This window comes from Zavarzinella formosa DSM 19928 (assembly GCF_000255705.1).
Taxonomy (GTDB): Bacteria; Planctomycetota; Planctomycetia; order Gemmatales; family Gemmataceae; genus Zavarzinella; species Zavarzinella formosa.
This window is the reverse complement of sequence record NZ_JH636447.1, coordinates 189,116-206,221: the sequence shown is the minus strand read 5'-3', so window position 1 is coordinate 206,221 and position 17,106 is coordinate 189,116. Positions and strand designations below refer to the sequence as shown.

Here is a 17,106-nt window from a genome sequence, read left to right as displayed (position 1 = left end):
TCCGCCCCTGGCTATTATCGAGCGCCCCCTTGGGGCGAAAACCAAGAAGCGAAAACCGACCGGACAGGCATGCCAGAAAGATTGGCCAGACCAAAACAAAGAAAAACGAAAGAACATGAAGTGGCTTTTCTCTGTGTTCTTTCGTTTTCGCTTCGCTTCTGAATTTGCTTGATTTGCTTTGTGAAACTTTGTGTGATCTTGGCGTCTTTGTGGTTAGTCTTCTCTTGCTTGCTGCCTTCCGGCCCCCCTCTTTTCGCGGTCATACATTAGTCCCATGAAACTTCCACGTTTGTTAATCACGATGGGCGATGTCGCGGGCATTGGCCCGGAGATCATCGCCAAGGCTTGGCCGAAACTGGTCGCCTTCTCAAATCCGATTGTCATCGGGGATGTCGAATGGATGCGCCGCGGCGAGAAACTCGCGGACGGGTCCACGACCGTCCAGCCGATCAAAAGTCTCGACGAGGCCAAGGTTTCCCCGTTCCAAATCCCCTGTCTGAATCCGAGCGACGCGCCGCTGGACCGCGTGCCCGTCGGCAAGATCACGGCCGAGGGGGGAAAGGCCGCTTACGACTTCCTCTGTTACGCGATTGACGCCACCTCCGCCGGAACGGCCGACGCCATCGTCACCTGTCCGCTGCACAAAGAGGGACTGCACGCCGCCGGGGTGAATTTCCCCGGCCACACGGAGATTTTGGCCGACCGCGTCGGGATCAAAGAGTTCGGAATGGTGCTGTGGGGGGACGGCATCGCCGTTGTTCATGTGACGTTGCACATGGCCCTGCGGAACGTATTCGCCAACATCACCACGGCGGCGGTGACCGAAAAAATCCGCCTCCTCGACGGTTTGCTTCCCCGGTTGCTTGGCCGTCCGGCCCGCATTGGCGTGGCGGCGCTGAACCCGCACGGCAGCGACGGTGGCTTGTTCGGCTCCGAGGAAGCCGACATCATTTCCCCGGCCGTCAGCCAGGGGATGGAGGAGCGGATCAACGTCTCCGGCCCGTGGCCCGCCGACACGTTGTTCGTCCGGGCGCACAAGGGGGAATTTGACGGAATCGTGGCGATGTACCACGACGAAGGCCACATCGCGATGAAGCTGCGCTGCGGCCCCCGCTGCGTGAACATCACCGTCGGCCTGCCGATCATCCGCACCAGCGTGGCCCACGGAACGGCCTACGACATCGCCGGCAAAGGCCTCGCCGACGCCGGCTCCCTGGTGGCCGCCGCCGATGTCGCCGCCCGCCTGGCGACGAACCGACCGGCGGCGGGGTGAAGACCACTCGGCGGCCTTAGTGCGAGCGAAAAGAATGAGGTGGCCGGCGATGAGAGTACTCCGCACGCTCCGCGTGAGGGCGTGACTTTGACCCGTTTCCATCATCCGGCCGGAGGGGAAGTTCCATCCGCACGCGGAGCGTGCGGAGTACTCTCATCGCCGACCACTTCATTCTTTCCGCTCGCTCTTATCCGTGTTCCGACTTGAAGGAGCGGTTAATCCAATCTCGACAAGCAAAGGTCGCGAATAATTCTCGCCCGGCTCCGTCACTTGTCATCGCAAATCCATGCAATTGCCGATGAAGTGCAATCATACATACAACGCGCATTCAAGTGTTTCCGGGTCAACAAGGACGCAAAAGTGGTTTGCCGTGTCTACTTCATATTCAATCAAAATCCTCTTGATGAAAAGAACCTTCCACAGTCCTTTCCGTTGCCGTTGATTCTGAAAAAGATCATACCAGATCTCGGATTGTCGGGCATTCAGAAGCGTAATGTCTTCAATTTCGGCAAAGGGGATGTTTCTCTCAGCTAGAAATGAGACGGCGACTGATTTGATATCTTGTTCCATTAATTACTCTTCTGTCTCAATTCGGCCATCCGGCTCAACCGGCCCAAGGCCTCTTTGGCCTCTTCGGTGAGTCGGGCTTCCGGGGCGCCTTTGGCCAAGACTTCCAAGACTCGTTTCGCCTCGGGGGTTCCCGTTGCTTCGAGAACTTCGACCGACCGGATCTCGCGGAGTTCGTCTCCGGCCGGGTCCAATCGGCCGACTTCCGCCCGAGCCAGTAGTTTTTCGATCCGGCCCCGGCCTTCTTCGCCGAGCTTGTTGTTGAGTCCCGCTTTCAGGGCGGGGACGGTCAGTTGCCGGAGTTTCGCCAGTTCGGCCCCGGCCCGTTCGCGGATGGCGAACCGGTCGTTGTCGAGGTCTGTCACCCAGCGGGAAACCGCCATCCGGTCCGGCGACGGAACCGGCCGCAGCCGCTTGTTCAAAATGGCCGCCGCCTCCGCCGGGCTGGCGGTCAGCATGCGGATGGTTTTGTAAGCCGTCCCCGCATTGGCCGAGGCCAAATCGGCCCATACATCATCCGGCCGCGATGAGAGCTTTCCTTCCAAGCGAGGCGGAACGGGCACAGCCCAAAGCATGATTGTGGTGTCGCTCCGGGCCAGCGCCAAAAGACGGCCGTCCGGAGAGAAAGCCATTGCGGGACCGGTTTCGGGTGTCAACAGGCCCACTGAGAGCGTGGCTAATTTTCGGCCCTCAACCAAGTCGTGGAACTCGATGAGGCCGCGAGATTCGGCGACGGCCAGCATCCGGCCATCCGGCGTGACTGCCATGCCGGCGATGTCGGCGAGTTCAGACTGGATGGTCTGTCGTTCGTTGCCGGAGGCGATTTCCCGGAGAAGGACCAACCCGCCCGGCATATGTGTCGCTAGCATCCGGCCATCCGGCGTGACGGCCGTCAACAACGGCTTTTCTCGCCAAATAGACCGATTCGCATACTCAAATCGCCGCCAGGGGGCGCGAGTTTGCATGTCCCACAGATGGACAGCCGATTCACCCACACCCACAGAAACCAATGTTCGGCCCCCGGCCGCAAAAGCCAGTCTCTCGATGCCGCTTGGATGACTCCCGAGCCGGCCCAGTGGCTTCCCGTTTATTCCATCCCATAACATGATTTGGCGGTCTTGGATGCCCGCCAAAACTTCGAAGTCTGGTGTGTGGATGATTCCCCGGTCGGCGGTCGCAATGAACCGTTGAGGAGTCTCTCTCGCGGCCGCAACATCTGACCATCTGATGGCCCCGTCTCCCCCGGCCGAGACAAGAGACCGGCCATCGGGCGTGAAGAAAAGCTGGCTGGCGCCGTATTTGTGGTCGAGGACTTGAAACAGTTCTCGGGTTGTTTTGGCGTCCCACATACGAACGGTGTCGTCGAGGCCGGCCGACGCAAGGGTTCGACCGTCCGGCGAGAAGGCAATTCCCACGACGGGGCCTTCGTGTCCGGCCGCCGGGTTGAGAACTTTTCCCGTGGCGACATCCAGCAGCCGGATGGTCCGGCCGATTCCGCCGACGGCCAGCGTCCGGCCGTCCCGCGAGAAGGCGACAGCCAGCAAATGGCCGGGCGTGGACAGGTGTTTTAGATCGCGGCCGGTTGCGGTGTCCCAAAGCCTGACGGAACCCATGCCGGCTTGGGCCACCGTCTTGCCGTCCGGGGAGAACGCGACTCCAAACCCGCTGCCTTCCGTGTGTTCCAGACGCAGTTTGCCGGTCTCCGCATCCCACAGGCAGAAAGCCCAATCCAATCGGCCGACCGCCACGGTCTTGCCATCCGGAGAAAACGCGACGGCCCGCGGGATATGGCCGCTTCCGAACCAGCGGTCGGCGCGGCCGGTCGCCAAATCGAACATATTGATCCGGCCATTGAGACCCGTAAAAGCCAGACGGCGGCCATCAGGGGTGAACACCAGCAATGTCCCGAAGGCGTTTTCGTACGGGAATTGATGGAGTCGTTTGCCGGTCGCCCCGTCCAGGACGTGGATTTTCTTCTCTCGCTTATCGAATGCCGCCACCAGCGATCCATCCGGGGACAAGGTCGCCGCCACATACTGCTTTTCCTTGTCCTCAATGACCGGCAATTCCCGCCCGTCCGACACATTCCAGCGCCGGATCAGCGTCTTGCCGGTTCCGATCAATGTCCGCTGGTCGGCCGAGAGGACGAGCGAGGACATTTCTTCCCCCGCCGACACCCGCCGCAAGGCCCGGCCGGTTTCCCGGTCCCATTCGACCAGTTCTTGATTCGTGCAGGAAAAGATTGTCTTGTCGTCCGGGCCAAATGCCAGGGACATGACCGCGCCGTCAAGCCGCCAGCGGACGGTTCCGAGCCGGGCGATGGCCCCATCCGGAAGCCGGTCGCCGTAAAGATCCGTCCGAATCTCGCGAGGAACGGGGCCGGGTTCGGCGCTGGCGCCGAGGGTGGTCAGGAAGAGCGAGAAAAGCGAGATGCGGAACATCAGGGCGTCCCCGAATACGAGTAATCGAACGATTCAGGGGAACCGAGGAGGTTCCCCTGGCGAACGTCTTCGCGGGGCCGGTGACAGAAGCGGGCGGTTGATGCTTACCGCTGAATCCGGGCCGAGCCGCCCTTGGCGAACGCCTTCACCTGATCGACGGTCGCCATCGTCGTGTCGCCGGGGAAAGTGGTCAGCAAGGCGCCGTGGGCCCAGCCGAGTTTGATGGCTTCTTCCGGGGATTCGCCGGAAAGCAGGCCGTAGATGAAACCGGCGGCGAAACCGTCGCCGCCGCCGACGCGGTCGTACACGTCCAGTTCGCAGGTCGGGGCGACGTGCGTCTTCCCTTCGACCCACGCGACCGCGCTCCAACTGTGGCGGTTGGTCGTGTGGACTTCCCGGAGGGTCGTCGCCACGACTTTGACGTTCGGGAACTTCTTGGTCACCTCGCCCATCATGCCGAAGAAGGCCGAGGGGTCCAATTTGGAGGCGGTGGCGGCCACTTCCGGGCCGGGGATGCCGAGGCCCTTTTGCAGGTCTTCCTCGTTGCCCACCAACACGTCCACGTTGTCAACGATCCGGCGAATCACCTCGACCGCGCCCGCCGCCCCGCCGGCCACTTTCCAGAGCTTTTCGCGGAAGTTCAGGTCGAACGACACCACCGCGCCGGCCGCCTTGGCCGCCTTCATCCCCTCGATGATGACTTCCGGGGTCGTCGGGGAGAGGGCCGCGAAGATGCCGCCGCTATGGAACCAGCGGACGCCGCCGCCGAAGATCGTCTTCCAGTCGAAGTCACCCGCCTTCAGTTGGGCGGCCGCCTCGTTGCAGCGGTTGTAGAAGACCACCGGCGCCCGCACGCCAAGGCCGCGGTCGCTGTACACGGTGGCCATGTTCGGCCCGTTGACGCCGTCATGGGCAAATCGCTTGTAGAACGGCTTCACGCCCATCGCCCGCACCCGCTCGGTGATGAGATCGCCGATGGGATAATCGACCATCGCAGAGGCGACGGCCGTTTGCAACCGGAAGCAATCAGCCAGGTTGGCGGCGACGTTGAACTCGCCGCCGCTGACGTGAATCTGGCACTCCGTCGCCTTGCGAAACGGGATGATCCCCGTGTCCAGCCGGTGGACCAGCGCCCCCAGCGACACCAAGTCCAGCGCGGCGGTTTTGGGAATGTTCAGACTGTGCGACATGCGACTCTCAAAGAATGTTAGTTCGGCGATTCAAAACCCAATTGTTCGCATACGGAAAGTGAGGAATTGGGAAAGCCGCGAGGTGGAAGAAACGGCGGTTCGGGAGGCGTGGATGTCTGGCCAATCCTTTTGGCATGCCTGTTTGTCTGGTTTTCGTCTCTTGGTATTCGCCCCAAGGGGGCGCTCGAGAATAGCCAAGGGCGGAAGCCCTTGGGCAACGACCGCCAAAAGGAATCCGCCCCAACGGGGTGGCACAACAATCATGTGCTGCCCCGTTGGGGCAGAAAAACCTTCAAATGACGGGACTCCAGGGGCTTCCGCCCCTGGCTATTATCGAGCACCCCCTTGGGGCGAAAACCAAGCGACGAAAACCAGACAGACAGGTGTGCCAGAAAAATTGGCCATACCCGGAGGCATGGATGTCGGACAAATCCTTCCGGCGCACCTCATTCCCCGCGATCACTCGCGGCGGTCAATGGTATTCGCCCCAAAAGGATACGCCGGGAAGGATTTTCGCCGTCCGTATCGATGTTGGATGTCACTTTTTTAAGTGGAGCGGTTTGAAGTAGGTCCCGCGGCTCGCGGGACCTACCGGCCCAATCACGGAATCTCGGTGAACTTGGAGAGAGTGGCGTCGATCTCGCGGACGAATTTCCAATCCTTCTCGTAATTCACCGGGGCGAATTTCACCTTGCCTTGCTGGGCGTATTTCTTCGCCGAGCTGTTCGCAAACTGGTAATCCTTGAACACCTTCTCCACCGTGGCCCGCATCTCCGGCGGCAGGTTGTGCGGGACGCCGAAACACAGCGGCGGGAACGTGTCCGAAGTGTAAATCACCCGAAATTGGTCGGCCTTCAATTCCTTGGATTCCGCGCCGAAGCGGATTTTGCCGGCGGTCACCGCCCGGTCCTTGAGGTCGCTGGCCACGCAGACGGCATCATATTCGTTCCCGTATACCAGCAGGCCGATGGAGGAGAAATGATCGCCGGTCAAGCCGTGGGTGTAATCCCGGCCGGGAAGCAGGCCGAACTTTTCCTTGAGCGTGTACATCGGCGCCCTCGCCCCGGAATTGCTGGACATGGCGACGAACCCGATCTTTTTCCCCTTCAAGTCCTCGGGCTTTTGGATCGCGCTGTCGGCCTTCACCAGAATTTGCATTTGATAGCCGTACTGGCCTTCCGAGTTGGCCGGGCAGAACAGCGGGACGAACCCGGCGCTGTTCACGGCCGCCGGAACCGCCCCGGTGTTGAAGGCGGTCACATGCAGGCGGCCGGTTTTCAGGGCGTCCATCTGGACATCCGCGCCGTTGAGGTCCGTCAGATATTTCACCTTCTTGCCCGTGGCCTTTTCAAGGGCGGCCATCAGGTCTTTCCAATCTTCCTGCTCGGCCTTCAATCGTTCCTCGTCGATGGTCCCGACGGCGGAAAAGCCAATCTCCTCGACCTTCAGCAATTTCGCCGCGTCCGTCGGCGTGTCGGCGACCATGTCCTTGTTGGCGTCCGCGTATTCGTCGGCCAGTTTTTGCCTGTCGGCCAGTTTCGCAAAGAAGGGCTTCATGTTGACGAAGTCGTCAACCGGCAGGGTGGCGTTGCGGGTCATCTCGTAGAAGTAGTACCCCCCGGCGGCGGCCACCAACAGCAAGATGAAGCTGATGGTGTACTTGTACGAATTCGGTTTCTTGGGAAACGCGGTGACAGGCTCGGCGTTGTTCATGGGAGTCCGGGAAAGATACAACGGGAAATTTCAATTACTCTACCGGAACGACAGGGTGTGATAAATGAAGAATCGTTGAAGGCTGTGTTTAAGCGCGCCGCCGGGGCCGATTGTTACATTTTTGGTTTCCGGCATGGCCCCCGCCCCATGCAGGTCGAGAATGGAAAGGCACTAACCACAAAGACGCAAAGGTCACACAAAGTTTCACAAAGAAGACCAAGGCGAAGTGAAAACAAAAACAACAAGCGAAGTGAAAGCAAAAAGACCACGAAGCGAAATCAAAGCAACAAGGCTTTTGATTTTTGCCCGGCGGTTTTTCTTCTTTACCTTTGCTTCTGATCTGTTTTGATCTTTGTGAAACTTTGTGTGATCTTTGCGTCTTTGTGGTTAGAGCCTTTTTGATGTTGCCGTTCTGGTTTGTGGTTAGCGCCTTTTTGATGTTGCCGCACTGGCTCACACCGTCGTCGGGCGGCTGGAGAACAGGACGGTCAGCCCCTCCGCGATGGTCGGGTGGGTCAGGACGGCTTCGCGCAGGGCGGTGTATGGCAGTCCGGCGGTCATGGCCATCTGGACCACGGGCATCACTTCGCCGGCCTCCGGGCCGAAGGCGGCGAAGCCGAGAATGCGGTCGCCGTCGGCTTCGACGAGGGCCTTGAAGAAGCCGCGCGTTTCGGAGATGGTCCGGGTTCGCAGGACATCCTTCGCCGCGATTTTGAACAGGCGGCACGGAATGCCCTTCTCGCGGGCTTCGCGTTCGTTCAGGCCAACGCGGGCCAGTTCGGGGTCGGTGAAGAGACACGACGGAACATGCCGCCCGGTGGTTGTTCGCGGATGGCCGGCGAGGTTGTCGCGGACGATCCGGAAGTCGTCGAAACCGATGTGGGTGAACTGCGGGCTGCCGGCGCAATCGCCGACGGCCCACACTCCCTCGGCCGTGGTGCGAAGATATTCGTCCGTCTGGACGAAGCCTTTGGCGGTCAGTTTCACCCCGGCGGTTTCCAGCCCGATGCCGTCGGTGTTCGGCGTCCTTCCGGCGGCAACCAGCAGGTGCGTTCCTTCGATCACCACGTCGGCCCCGGCCCGGCGGGCGCGCAACCGCACGGACTCGCCGGACTTTCCTTCGACGCTTGCCAGCGCCGTGTCCGTGGAGACGGCGATTCCCTCATCGGCGAACAGTTCGGCCATCGCGGCGGACACGTCCGTGTCTTCCCGGTGAATCAGCGCCGGGTTCCGGTCGATCACCGTGACCTGGCTTCCGAACCGGCGAAACGCCTGGGCCAGTTCCAGCCCGACATAGCCGCCGCCGAGAACGATGAGATGCCCCGGCACGCGGTCAAGTTCGAGGGCTTCGATATGCGTGAGGGGCGCCGACTCCCGCAGCCCCGGCGTCGGGTCCGTTGCCGCCCGCGAGCCGGTGTTAATCACGACATTGGCACCGCGAAGGGTGCGTGTGCCGCCACTGTGAAGGGCGACTTCCACCGTCTTTGGCCCGGCGAGCCGGCCGTCGCCCATGACCAGTTCGGCCCCGCTCATTTTGAATTTGTGGAGGTGCATCTCGACCAGCCCGTCCACCATCGCCCTCTTGCGGGCGCGCACGGCCGCCATGTCGATGACCGGCTTCCCGACCATCACCCCAAACTCCGCCCCCCGCCCGGCGAGCGAGGCAACCTTGGCCGAGTGAATGATGTTCTTGCTCGGCAAACACGCAATATTCGGGCACGACCCGCCGACATACCGCCGCTCGATGACGACGACCCGTTTCCCTTGGGAGGCCAGCGTCCACGCCAGATATTTCCCCGCTTCCCCGCTGCCCAGAACGACCAAATCATACTCTTCAACGTTCGACATGATGCCCCCGTTGGGCGAAAGTGTGTTTGAAGAGAGGAATTATCTGGCCCAAGACCGCAAAGAAAACTGGAGAAGAGAAATCTCTTTTTCAGAGGGGTTCGGCAGAACTTTCTAGCCTGCCCGTTTGGCCGGTATTCGCCCCAAGGGGGCGCTCGAAAATAGCCAGGGGCGGCCGCCGCCCCTGGACAACGACAGCCAATTTAGAACCCACCCCAACGGGGTGGCACAACCCGCAAGCGCCGCCCCGTTGGGGCGGAAAACTATTTACATGGTGTTAGGTTCCAGGGGCGGAAGCCACCCCTGGCTATTATCGAGCGCCCCCTTGGGGCGAATACAAGTTGTCGGCGTGTGCCAGAAAGATTTGCCACCCCTTTTTTCAGATTACACTTTCGGTCTTCTTTGCGGCTTTGTGCGAGACAACTCTTCTCTTCAAACACACCTTCCGGGCAACCAAAGAGGTTACACCCCTCGCATCATCCCGATTTTCAAACCAGTCAAAACCCGGCCCAAAAGTGACCTGAAAAAGTGAAAAACAACCCTCCGGCGACCATTTTTGGACAGTCGGCCACCCAAAAGCGGTCAAAAACAGCGGGCCAACTGAACATTATTTTTCAAAACCCCCGGCAAAACAGAGGGGTCGCCTGATGATTTTGGCATAATCCCAGGCGCTTTGGGCCACAGTCAAAGGATCGAATCAAGCCGCCTCAAACGCAGAAAGGCGGGCTTGAAGACCGGTGTTTGACAAGGTGTCAGCAGGTGGTTACGCTTACGATTGATTCGCCGTCGCGTAAACAAACCAACGGCATCCGAGACAGGCCAACCCACAAGCCGAAGTGCCGGGCTTTGCGGAGTTGGTCTAATCACTGTTCGACAAGACAGAGGGTAGCGATGAACGTCTATGCGAGTCGGAATGATGGAGCGAAAAACTTAAGCGTCAGCAACGGTTTCTGGCGTGCCCTGGCAGCCTTCGCGACTGCTTGGGCAGTCTTGGTCCCTGGTGTCAGCCAAGCTCAGACACCCGAGGACACTGAGCGGGAGAAAGGCATGTGGGTGCTGGTGAAGTACCTTGATGCAAACCGACCCGTAACGATCAACGGCTTCGTGCAGAAAACCCAGTACGAGAGTCTTTTGTCTGGTGAGGTGAAAGGGTTCGTTAAGCTAGACCATGTGTTTTGGAAGAAAGACGACGGGTTTTATTACCAAGAGCAAGAGGACGCAGAGTTTGGTCGCGAGCGATTTAGACAGGTACGAGCGGGGTTCATTTACGAAGTTCAACCACTGAAGGATGACTACGTGAAAAAGGCCTTTTCAAAGGAAGAACGCGACAAAGCAGCAAATCGCTCGAAAAAACCTTCCTTTCAAGGTCTCGGAAATCAAGGAATCCCTTGAGCCGACTGGTAACCAGCGGTTTTGAACCTAGTCCGGCTCCGGTTGAGCCCAAGGAGGCAAGGCAGAGGCCGAGCCAGGCGTTGCAATCGGCCGGGGACTTCAGCCTTCGTAAAGTTGGTTAAAGCCGCGACGGCCCCGGCAGTTAAATTGGGTTGTTCGGCAGGAGAGGGCTTCGGACGGTGAATGCGTGGGCAGTCGTGGGGTTGGTCTCCTTGGGGGCAGCGACGGTGTTGTGGGCGAGGATGTTCTGGCGGGTGATCGTCCGGAACGACCACGGGTGCGAAGACTTCGACATCATCCTTGCCAGGCGGTTCCGCGTATGGATGGCGAGCGTCGCCCTCATCGCTGTCTGGCTTGGCGCGCTTTTATCCGTGATACGTCCTTGAACCAACAGTAATCCAAACAATACGTTGCAGATGACCGGGGACCCCAACCGTCGTAAATTGGTCATGGGTTCTTCAGCCCCGGCCGCTGAGTTTTGGCGTTCGGGAAGCGGAGCAGGAGGAACGCCGTATGACGACTCTCTGGCGAACGGCTGTCATCGCAATTGGAGGAATCGGTGGGTTCTGCGCGGGCGGGGCTGGCTGGTTCGTCGCCGGGACGTGGTGGGGCAGTCGGCTTGAGGAGCAATATCCGCCCGCCGGGGCGGTGGACATGCCCAGCCCGGAGGTTGTCGGAGCCCTGTTCCTGACGATACTCGGGGCGCCAGTGGCGGCCGTTGTCGGTGGAATCGCCGGTGCGGCCATCACAGGACTGCTGGTCGGTGGGAGGGCCAAGACCGAACAAATCGCTGAACCTGATCCGCCGGCGTGACGGGTTTTCATGGGCATTGGCCCTCTGAGTCGGCGGGCAGGCATGTTACGTCGTTCGGCAAAAAAGAAGGCGGGTTGCCGGTGTCGATTCTCCTGTTGCTCGTCGCGTTTGCGTTCGCGGCTTGCTCCGCTTGCCATCGGCGCGGCGGTGACCCTCCCCGCAATGTGGCGATTAGCCGCCCGCCGGGCCGTGCGTCGAAGCCTTGCGACCCTCGGCGCGGGCGTGTCCGGGGCCGCGCTGGCGTGGCTGCTGTGGCGGTGGGCGGTCTGGGAGGAAACCGGGGGATTCCCCACAGACGGGCTGATGCCGGTCTGTGACGCCGCGTCTTGCGTGATCGGGTATGGGTGGTCGGCCGGCATCGCGTGCGTCGTTGGTGAATTGCTCGCCTTGGTTGTGCCGCCCCGGCCGAACGATCCGGATCACCTGCCCCACGACACTTTGGGCGGGTTTAGATGAGCCGGATCGTTCGGTGGCAGATAAGGGGACAACGAGGCGCATATGAGCCGACAACCGGACCCGGAGATCGAGAGCCTGCTGGCAGGCGGGGCGGTTGGCTCGACATGCCGACGGCTAATACGCTCACCGTGACCCAAGAAAATCTCATCAAGGCTTCCCCGATCCCATACACGTCGGCCGCTGACAATTGAACGGGAGAGAAATCTGGACATCGCAGACAGTTGATGTCAAACTAATTGCCGCAGCCAACCGGCGGGGACATGCGACCGTTCTGGAGTTCATGGCTCGCCCGCTCCCGGCCGCGAAATTAACCGAGTGTCATCACATGCCCCACCACGATTTCTGGAGCCGAAACGTCTCCAAGAAGGCGCAGCGAGAGATTGCCGCCACCGCCGCGGCCATCGGCGTTGACCCTCGCGCGGTGAACATCCTCTACAACACTTTTTTCGACGAAGATGACAAGCTGTTGAACTGGGTCGAAGACCGCGATGTGCCGGACGCGGATTTTGCCTTCGCCAAGGCCGAAGGGTTGATGTTCGACCCAATCCGACTCGATCATGACGAGTTGATTGCGTGGGTTTTGGAGGCGCGGGAATCGGCGGATGTTCCCGCAATCTCCAATGCGTTTGTCGCGAGCCTCGGGTCGGGACGGTTAGACACCCGCTCCGCCTTGGGAAGTTATGCCCATGTCTTGCGACTCAAGCGGCACCGCTTTGTGAAAGACAAGAACTCCGATGGCTGCGCCCGTTGCGGCATCGGCAAGGCCGGGAACACCATCGATCTGTCGGCGAGGAATTTTCGCCGGCTCAAATGGGCCGGCAACGTGGAACAAGGCGACCTGGAGTACGTCGGAACGGACTTGCATCAATTTGCGAAACTCGCCCCCGTCTCGCCCTCCGACGGCGACATTGACATCTTGCGGCGCGTGCTGGAATCCATCCGCAAACTTCCCAAATCGGCGCAGCTTTCCGATCTGAACAAGGCGCTGACCGGGCTGTTCAAGTCAACCAAACAAGAGCGTCAGGTCGTGCTGGAAATCTTGGGATATGCCGGGATTCTGAAGCCCAAAGGCTGGCCGAGCTTTTTCGACGCCTGGGTGCCCCCTTCGGAACGCGAGGAGCCCGGACACTTCTACAAGAAGGAATGGCAGTTCCCCTCCAGCGGCTGGACGGGGAAGGACGGCATCAACGAGGACGCCGTGAGCTTTTGGTTTCAACAGATCGAATGAATCGCAACCGAACCCGGCGTCGCCCACGGCGGTTGGACGTTTCTTAAAAAAGATCGCATCTGTTCGCCCGCTTGGTTCCGCTTTGGTGAAACATGGGTCTGACCGCAACCGTCACGGCCGTTGCCAGAGGCGACATCCGTCAGAGGCAATTTTTTTCCACGGGCATCGCCGAAGTAGATCTGGACAAGGCTTGGAGCCGCCTGCAAGAAGCGCTTGACACCTTGGGATCGCCGCTGAAGCTCACCCTTCGCGGCACCCGTTCCCTGTTGGACGATGATGACGACTGTGTTCACGGCCTTGTGCCTCCCGCGCTGGTCAAGCGAATCAGCAAGGCACTCACCGCCGTGACCAAAAAGCAATGGCTGGCCGCCATCGAGGCCGACAAGAAGGAACGAACTGCCAAACTGCAAGAGTATCATGACGGCTGGGTCCGGGAACTACAGGCGCGCTTCGACGACTTGAAAGGCATCTATCGGCTGGCCGCCAGGAAAGATGCCTACATCGAAATCTTCATGTGCTGACCGGCAACCAAGTTGGTCTTTGACAGGCGATGAGGCGGCCGTTACGCTGACAGCTGTTCGGCCGTTGCGACAACCGAAGCAGACCAGCCTCCGAGCAGTGACATGAGATCGAACGGAACCGGCCTGATCGTTGTCCGGCGGCAGGATTAATCTCGCCGCGCATTCAACTTACGGAGGAACCGATGTTATTGCCCAGTCAGACCGCGCCGACCCGCGGCGCCAGGATCATCACCGTTGCGCTGACGGCGCTGGCGCTCACACTGTCATCCGCGACAGCGGTTCGGGCTCAGGAAAAGACCGACGCGGAATTCCTGACCAAAGTCGTGCCCGCCATCGCCGCGTCGATCAAGATCATCGAGCACGAGGTGAAGAACACATCCGATGAAAAGATCAAGGACTTTGCCGGGCGAGTTTTGAAACAGCACAAGGAGTCTGTCACAATCGCGAGCGGGCACGCCAAACGGCTCAACATCGCGGTCGATGCCGACGGGGGCAAGGGCAGCAAGGAGATGCTCGACAAACTGTCCAAACTCAAGGGAACCGAACTGGATATCGCTTTTCTCAAGTGGTTGAGCGAAATTCACCACGACGCCACGCTGTTCGAGAACGAGGTCAAAAACGGCTCGGACGCGAAGCTGAAGACCTACGCGAAAAACTCGATCACTGCCGGCAACGAGCATTTGAAAGAGGCGCTCGAACTCCTGGGCAAACTGAAGAAGTAGGCTTGGCCCGTACTCCTTCGAGGGGTTCGGCACATGGGCTATTTGAGCAAGCGGCCGAACCAAGCGACATGATGAGCTTTTGACGTGGTCGTTCGCCTCGCCCCGAGCCGGCGGGCATGGTCGTTCGCTTGTAATCTGTGTCTGATCAAAGGAGTCCGAACATGGCCCGTTCTGGTGTCTGCGCGTTGCTGGGAGCGCTGTTCTGCCTTTTTCTGGCGAAGTTATGCGCGGATGATCCGCCGGCCAAGAAGGCGCCTCTGTCGGTGGCCGAACTAAACGAGCGGCCGGTGATCGGGCAGCTTGGCCTCCCGCTCGGAACATGCGCCGAGATCGAAGCGAAGATCATTGCCGGCAGGGAACTTCGTCAAAAGCAATACGACGGCGCCTATCTTTTGTCCGTCACGCATGTGGCCGGCAAAAAGCTGGCCACCCCGGCGATTCTCCGATTCGACATAGGACCGGGAATGACGGTCAAACTGGCTCGCGGCAACTTTGAACTGCATGAATTGAAGACAGGCAAAAAGACAGGAAGCCTGACCGGCGAGGAGATTCTGAAACTTGAAGAAGGCTATGTTGGGAAGACCGTGAAACTGTCCGTCTACGAGGTTGGAAGTTTCCACGGCCTCCCTCGGAAATTGCCAAGCGACAGGCTGATTTATTGGGCGGATACCGAATTCTATTTTTCAACTTCCCTGGTCATCCTTCATGAGCGACCGTAATCGTGCAACACGAGGGGCTTGCACATCGTCAGCGAGATAGCGCAGAGTCATCAGTAAAAGGATCGCTTCTTTTTCCGGTAACCTAACCCCCCGCCCCCCTTCCTTTTTAGGGAAGGGGGGCGGGGGGGGTTAGGTTGCCGGGGGACGGACGGAAGCCGATGTTCGTCAATGGGGGCGACATGCGATTGCAACACCGGGCATTCGACGTATTCGCCGACTATCACCAATTCTATCTGTGGGACCGGGGCATGACGAATCAAGCCCCGGAGGACTACACTGACGAGGATGTGCGGCGACGAATCAAGACCGGGCCGCACGTGGTCGTCATTCAACCCGAGCGGAATACCACGGTGCCTGTCGAGGTGGAAGTCCACGACGCCGATCCGGGGTTCGATTCGACGGCGTGGGACCACGTGGCGGAGGCCAGCCTGCATCTGCCGACCGGCCGGCTTCAGGTCCACGAGTGCATCGGCGGACCCGTGGCCGAGTTCGCCGTCGAGCCCGGATGGTATCGTGTCCGCTCTCTGGCGGATGGGTTCGCCACCATCACAGACCAGGACGCAGGTGACCGCTATCACGTGGTCCTTTGGCCCGCCCCGCCGGACGAGGTTCGTGTCGTAAAGCAGTGGATTCCCGCCGAGTAAAGCGGCTTGCTGGAATCGAAGATGGCGCCATGCCGAATGGGCGTGATTGTTTTCAGCGGGGCTGCCGGGCTTAGTCGTTCGGTCAGCGGAGGAATTTGGGGATGAAATGGGCTGACCCGATGACGATCATCTGCCCCGCGTGCGACGGTCGGTTCCCGATCTCTGTCGCCGCCCTCCGCTCTCTCCGGGCGGCCTGCCCCGGTTGCGGAGCTTCGCTTACCGCGAAAGGGGAGTGGATGCTCGCGGAAGAGGCTCGATTCCGACGCGAGATCGCTCCGATCGTCGTGGCCTTTGAACTGGAAGAAGAGGCCGGGCGGGTCATCCCGGACAACGAACTCGATGCCGCGAGGTCTTTGGACGATCTGGCTCGCGTCGTCGCCGTGAATCTTCCCCCGATGGCAGGTCGCGAGACGAGGGCCGCCGAACTTGTTGCCGCCGCCGCCCGCCGGTCGGGGTATGCGTACCTGCTCGACGAGACCGGGGCGGATGTGATGCGGGCGTGGTTGGGTCTCGGCAGAGGCGGTCAGGTCGAACAAGGCACTGCGGCAGACCCTGCCGCGTGATAGTTCCATATGGGCGTGGTCATTCCGGCGGCGGGGCTGCCGGACCTTGGCGTTTGGCAAAGGAGGATTGAGGATGCCTGACAGGGATTCTCCGGGTGGCGAAGCAAACTGGTGGCGAAAAGAAGAGGAAGAACGCAAGAGGACGGCCACCCCATGGACGTGGCAGATGGTGGTCGGACTTTGCGTTCTCACGTTGGCCCTTCCGTGTTGCGTCATGCCCGTTGTCATGTTCGGCGGATGCAAGGTGGACCGCTCAAAGGGAACAACCGCGGCGAACAAGCCGCCAGACAAGCAACCGGACAAACAGCCGGACAAGCAACCGGACAAGGACGATCCCCTAAAAAGCCGCGGCGGGGGAGAACCTCAAGGCACCCTCGTCGTCAAATTTAGCCGTCTCGATCCCGAAGGCTTCAAGCCCGCGAACGGATTGGAGTGGTATCTCGACGGTCGCCTCAAGAAGACGAGCCAGTATGCGTTCGAGCTGGACGACGGCATCGAATACACCGTTTCGGTCGGGGAGCATGAACTCCAGTTCAAGAAGAACGGGGTCGTGGCCGTCACCCAGAAGGTGCAGGTCAAGGACAACAAGAACGGCAAGACCTTCCAGACGGTGAATCTGATCACCACCGGCACGGTCATTTTGCAGATGAAGACCGCGATCCTGCCAGGGGTGGAAGCCTACGCAGATGTCGATGGCGACAATCGCAAAACGTGGCCGGTCGGCTCCAAGAATGTGGAACTGCGCGCCGAGGTCGGAACGCGGACAATTCGGGTCTTCACAAAGAAACCACTGGACAAGGAATGGTATCGCGGACAGGTGGAAGTCGAACCGGACAAGTCAAAAACCATCACGATCAAGAATTGAGCGATCCGCCCGGCGGTCGATGCTTGCGGGAATTGTTTGACAACCGGCGTTTGGCCGGCCGGCATGGCTGAACTCGCTTAAGCCACCGGAATGAGACAGAATTTTTTCCGGCCACTACTTGTTCGGCAAGAAGACATCCGCGATCTGGGAGGGT

17 protein-coding genes are annotated in these 17,106 nt (G+C 60.1%); 11 read left to right on the top strand and 6 right to left on the bottom strand.

Translation table 11 applies throughout. The annotated features are described in order from the left end of the window. Window positions 1–274 precede the first annotated feature (274 nt). Entirely contained in the window at window positions 275–1,273 is a 999-nt protein-coding gene (gene pdxA / locus BGIM_RS0137650) for a 4-hydroxythreonine-4-phosphate dehydrogenase PdxA (protein WP_029631419.1), read from the top strand. 309 nt (window positions 1,274–1,582) lie between these two features. On the opposite strand, the gene BGIM_RS0137645 is transcribed toward pdxA, so the two are convergent. The 5 genes from BGIM_RS0137645 to BGIM_RS0137620 all read right to left on the bottom strand — a co-directional run bounded on the left by BGIM_RS0137645 (window position 1,583) and on the right by BGIM_RS0137620 (window position 9,032). After that, window positions 1,583–1,843 carry a hypothetical protein gene (locus BGIM_RS0137645; protein WP_020474780.1) on the bottom strand — a complete coding sequence of 87 codons (261 nt, stop codon included), beginning with the start codon at window positions 1,841–1,843 and terminating at the stop codon, window positions 1,583–1,585. Next, window positions 1,843–4,281: a WD40 repeat domain-containing protein gene (locus BGIM_RS0137640; protein WP_020474779.1), complete on the bottom strand. Its 2,439-nt coding sequence runs from the start codon at window positions 4,279–4,281 to the stop codon at window positions 1,843–1,845. The genes BGIM_RS0137645 and BGIM_RS0137640 overlap by 1 nt, the downstream gene beginning before the upstream one ends. A 104-nt stretch (window positions 4,282–4,385) precedes the next feature. Then, window positions 4,386–5,471 (bottom strand): PfkB family carbohydrate kinase, encoded by a 1,086-nt coding sequence (locus tag BGIM_RS0137635; protein WP_020474778.1) that lies wholly within the window; start codon window positions 5,469–5,471, stop codon window positions 4,386–4,388. Between the two features lie 600 nt (window positions 5,472–6,071). Then, window positions 6,072–7,184: a phosphate/phosphite/phosphonate ABC transporter substrate-binding protein gene (gene phnD / locus BGIM_RS0137630; RefSeq protein ID WP_020474775.1), complete on the bottom strand. Its 1,113-nt coding sequence runs from the start codon at window positions 7,182–7,184 to the stop codon at window positions 6,072–6,074. Between the two features lie 453 nt (window positions 7,185–7,637). Next, window positions 7,638–9,032 carry a dihydrolipoyl dehydrogenase family protein gene (locus BGIM_RS0137620; protein WP_020474773.1) on the bottom strand — a complete coding sequence of 465 codons (1,395 nt, stop codon included), beginning with the start codon at window positions 9,030–9,032 and terminating at the stop codon, window positions 7,638–7,640. Between the two features lie 888 nt (window positions 9,033–9,920). Between BGIM_RS0137620 and BGIM_RS0137610 the strand changes: the two genes are divergently transcribed. Then, window positions 9,921–10,421, top strand: coding sequence for a hypothetical protein (locus tag BGIM_RS0137610; RefSeq protein ID WP_020474772.1), 501 nt, complete (start codon window positions 9,921–9,923; stop codon window positions 10,419–10,421). Window positions 10,422–10,563: 142 nt separating this feature from the next. Here BGIM_RS0137610 and BGIM_RS63955 read toward each other — a convergent pair whose 3' ends face one another. Beyond that, window positions 10,564–10,872, bottom strand: a complete 309-nt coding sequence (locus BGIM_RS63955) for a hypothetical protein (protein WP_157369726.1) — start codon at window positions 10,870–10,872, stop codon at window positions 10,564–10,566. A gap of 62 nt (window positions 10,873–10,934) precedes the next feature. Between BGIM_RS63955 and BGIM_RS0137600 the strand changes: the two genes are divergently transcribed. The 9 genes from BGIM_RS0137600 (at window position 10,935) to BGIM_RS0137560 (ending at window position 16,952) form a co-directional block, all read left to right on the top strand. Next, complete coding sequence (locus BGIM_RS0137600) at window positions 10,935–11,234, top strand: hypothetical protein (RefSeq protein WP_020474770.1); 300 nt, start codon at window positions 10,935–10,937, stop codon at window positions 11,232–11,234. Window positions 11,235–11,396: 162 nt separating this feature from the next. Then, a complete protein-coding gene (locus BGIM_RS0137595; protein WP_020474769.1) occupies window positions 11,397–11,690 on the top strand; it encodes a hypothetical protein in 294 nt (97 codons plus the stop codon). A gap of 280 nt (window positions 11,691–11,970) precedes the next feature. After that, window positions 11,971–12,918 carry a hypothetical protein gene (locus tag BGIM_RS0137590; protein WP_157369725.1) on the top strand — a complete coding sequence of 316 codons (948 nt, stop codon included), beginning with the start codon at window positions 11,971–11,973 and terminating at the stop codon, window positions 12,916–12,918. A 92-nt stretch (window positions 12,919–13,010) separates the two neighbouring features. Next, on the top strand, window positions 13,011–13,439 hold the full coding sequence (locus BGIM_RS0137585; RefSeq protein ID WP_020474767.1) for a DUF1877 family protein: 429 nt from the start codon (window positions 13,011–13,013) through the stop codon (window positions 13,437–13,439). A 182-nt stretch (window positions 13,440–13,621) separates the two neighbouring features. Then, the gene (locus BGIM_RS0137580; protein WP_020474766.1) at window positions 13,622–14,161 is read left to right on the top strand and encodes a DUF4142 domain-containing protein; all 540 of its coding nucleotides are present in this window, start codon (window positions 13,622–13,624) and stop codon (window positions 14,159–14,161) included. Between the two features lie 161 nt (window positions 14,162–14,322). Then, complete coding sequence (locus tag BGIM_RS0137575; protein WP_020474765.1) at window positions 14,323–14,880, top strand: hypothetical protein; 558 nt, start codon at window positions 14,323–14,325, stop codon at window positions 14,878–14,880. A 179-nt stretch (window positions 14,881–15,059) separates the two neighbouring features. Continuing rightward, window positions 15,060–15,524 carry a hypothetical protein gene (locus tag BGIM_RS0137570; RefSeq protein WP_029631410.1) on the top strand — a complete coding sequence of 155 codons (465 nt, stop codon included), beginning with the start codon at window positions 15,060–15,062 and terminating at the stop codon, window positions 15,522–15,524. Window positions 15,525–15,625: 101 nt separating this feature from the next. Beyond that, window positions 15,626–16,087: a hypothetical protein gene (locus tag BGIM_RS0137565; RefSeq protein ID WP_020474763.1), complete on the top strand. Its 462-nt coding sequence runs from the start codon at window positions 15,626–15,628 to the stop codon at window positions 16,085–16,087. A gap of 73 nt (window positions 16,088–16,160) precedes the next feature. Then, entirely contained in the window at window positions 16,161–16,952 is a 792-nt protein-coding gene (locus tag BGIM_RS0137560) for a hypothetical protein (RefSeq protein WP_020474762.1), read from the top strand. Window positions 16,953–17,106 lie beyond the last annotated feature (154 nt).

Coding starts and splice junctions, on each gene's coding strand:
- BGIM_RS0137620 (WP_020474773.1), bottom strand. CDS start 9,032: ATGTCGAACGTTGAAGAGTATGATTTGGTCGTTCTGGGCAGCGGGGAA.
- BGIM_RS0137595 (WP_020474769.1), top strand. CDS start 11,397: ATGTGGCGATTAGCCGCCCGCCGGGCCGTGCGTCGAAGCCTTGCGACC.
- BGIM_RS0137575 (WP_020474765.1), top strand. CDS start 14,323: ATGGCCCGTTCTGGTGTCTGCGCGTTGCTGGGAGCGCTGTTCTGCCTT.
- BGIM_RS0137560 (WP_020474762.1), top strand. CDS start 16,161: ATGCCTGACAGGGATTCTCCGGGTGGCGAAGCAAACTGGTGGCGAAAA.
- BGIM_RS0137640 (WP_020474779.1), bottom strand. CDS start 4,281: ATGTTCCGCATCTCGCTTTTCTCGCTCTTCCTGACCACCCTCGGCGCC.
- BGIM_RS0137645 (WP_020474780.1), bottom strand. CDS start 1,843: ATGGAACAAGATATCAAATCAGTCGCCGTCTCATTTCTAGCTGAGAGA.
- BGIM_RS0137635 (WP_020474778.1), bottom strand. CDS start 5,471: ATGTCGCACAGTCTGAACATTCCCAAAACCGCCGCGCTGGACTTGGTG.
- phnD (WP_020474775.1), bottom strand. CDS start 7,184: ATGAACAACGCCGAGCCTGTCACCGCGTTTCCCAAGAAACCGAATTCG.
- BGIM_RS0137610 (WP_020474772.1), top strand. CDS start 9,921: ATGAACGTCTATGCGAGTCGGAATGATGGAGCGAAAAACTTAAGCGTC.
- BGIM_RS0137565 (WP_020474763.1), top strand. CDS start 15,626: ATGAAATGGGCTGACCCGATGACGATCATCTGCCCCGCGTGCGACGGT.
- pdxA (WP_029631419.1), top strand. CDS start 275: ATGAAACTTCCACGTTTGTTAATCACGATGGGCGATGTCGCGGGCATT.
- BGIM_RS0137585 (WP_020474767.1), top strand. CDS start 13,011: ATGGGTCTGACCGCAACCGTCACGGCCGTTGCCAGAGGCGACATCCGT.
- BGIM_RS0137570 (WP_029631410.1), top strand. CDS start 15,060: ATGCGATTGCAACACCGGGCATTCGACGTATTCGCCGACTATCACCAA.
- BGIM_RS0137580 (WP_020474766.1), top strand. CDS start 13,622: ATGTTATTGCCCAGTCAGACCGCGCCGACCCGCGGCGCCAGGATCATC.
- BGIM_RS0137590 (WP_157369725.1), top strand. CDS start 11,971: ATGGCTCGCCCGCTCCCGGCCGCGAAATTAACCGAGTGTCATCACATG.
- BGIM_RS0137600 (WP_020474770.1), top strand. CDS start 10,935: ATGACGACTCTCTGGCGAACGGCTGTCATCGCAATTGGAGGAATCGGT.
- BGIM_RS63955 (WP_157369726.1), bottom strand. CDS start 10,872: ATGACCAATTTACGACGGTTGGGGTCCCCGGTCATCTGCAACGTATTG.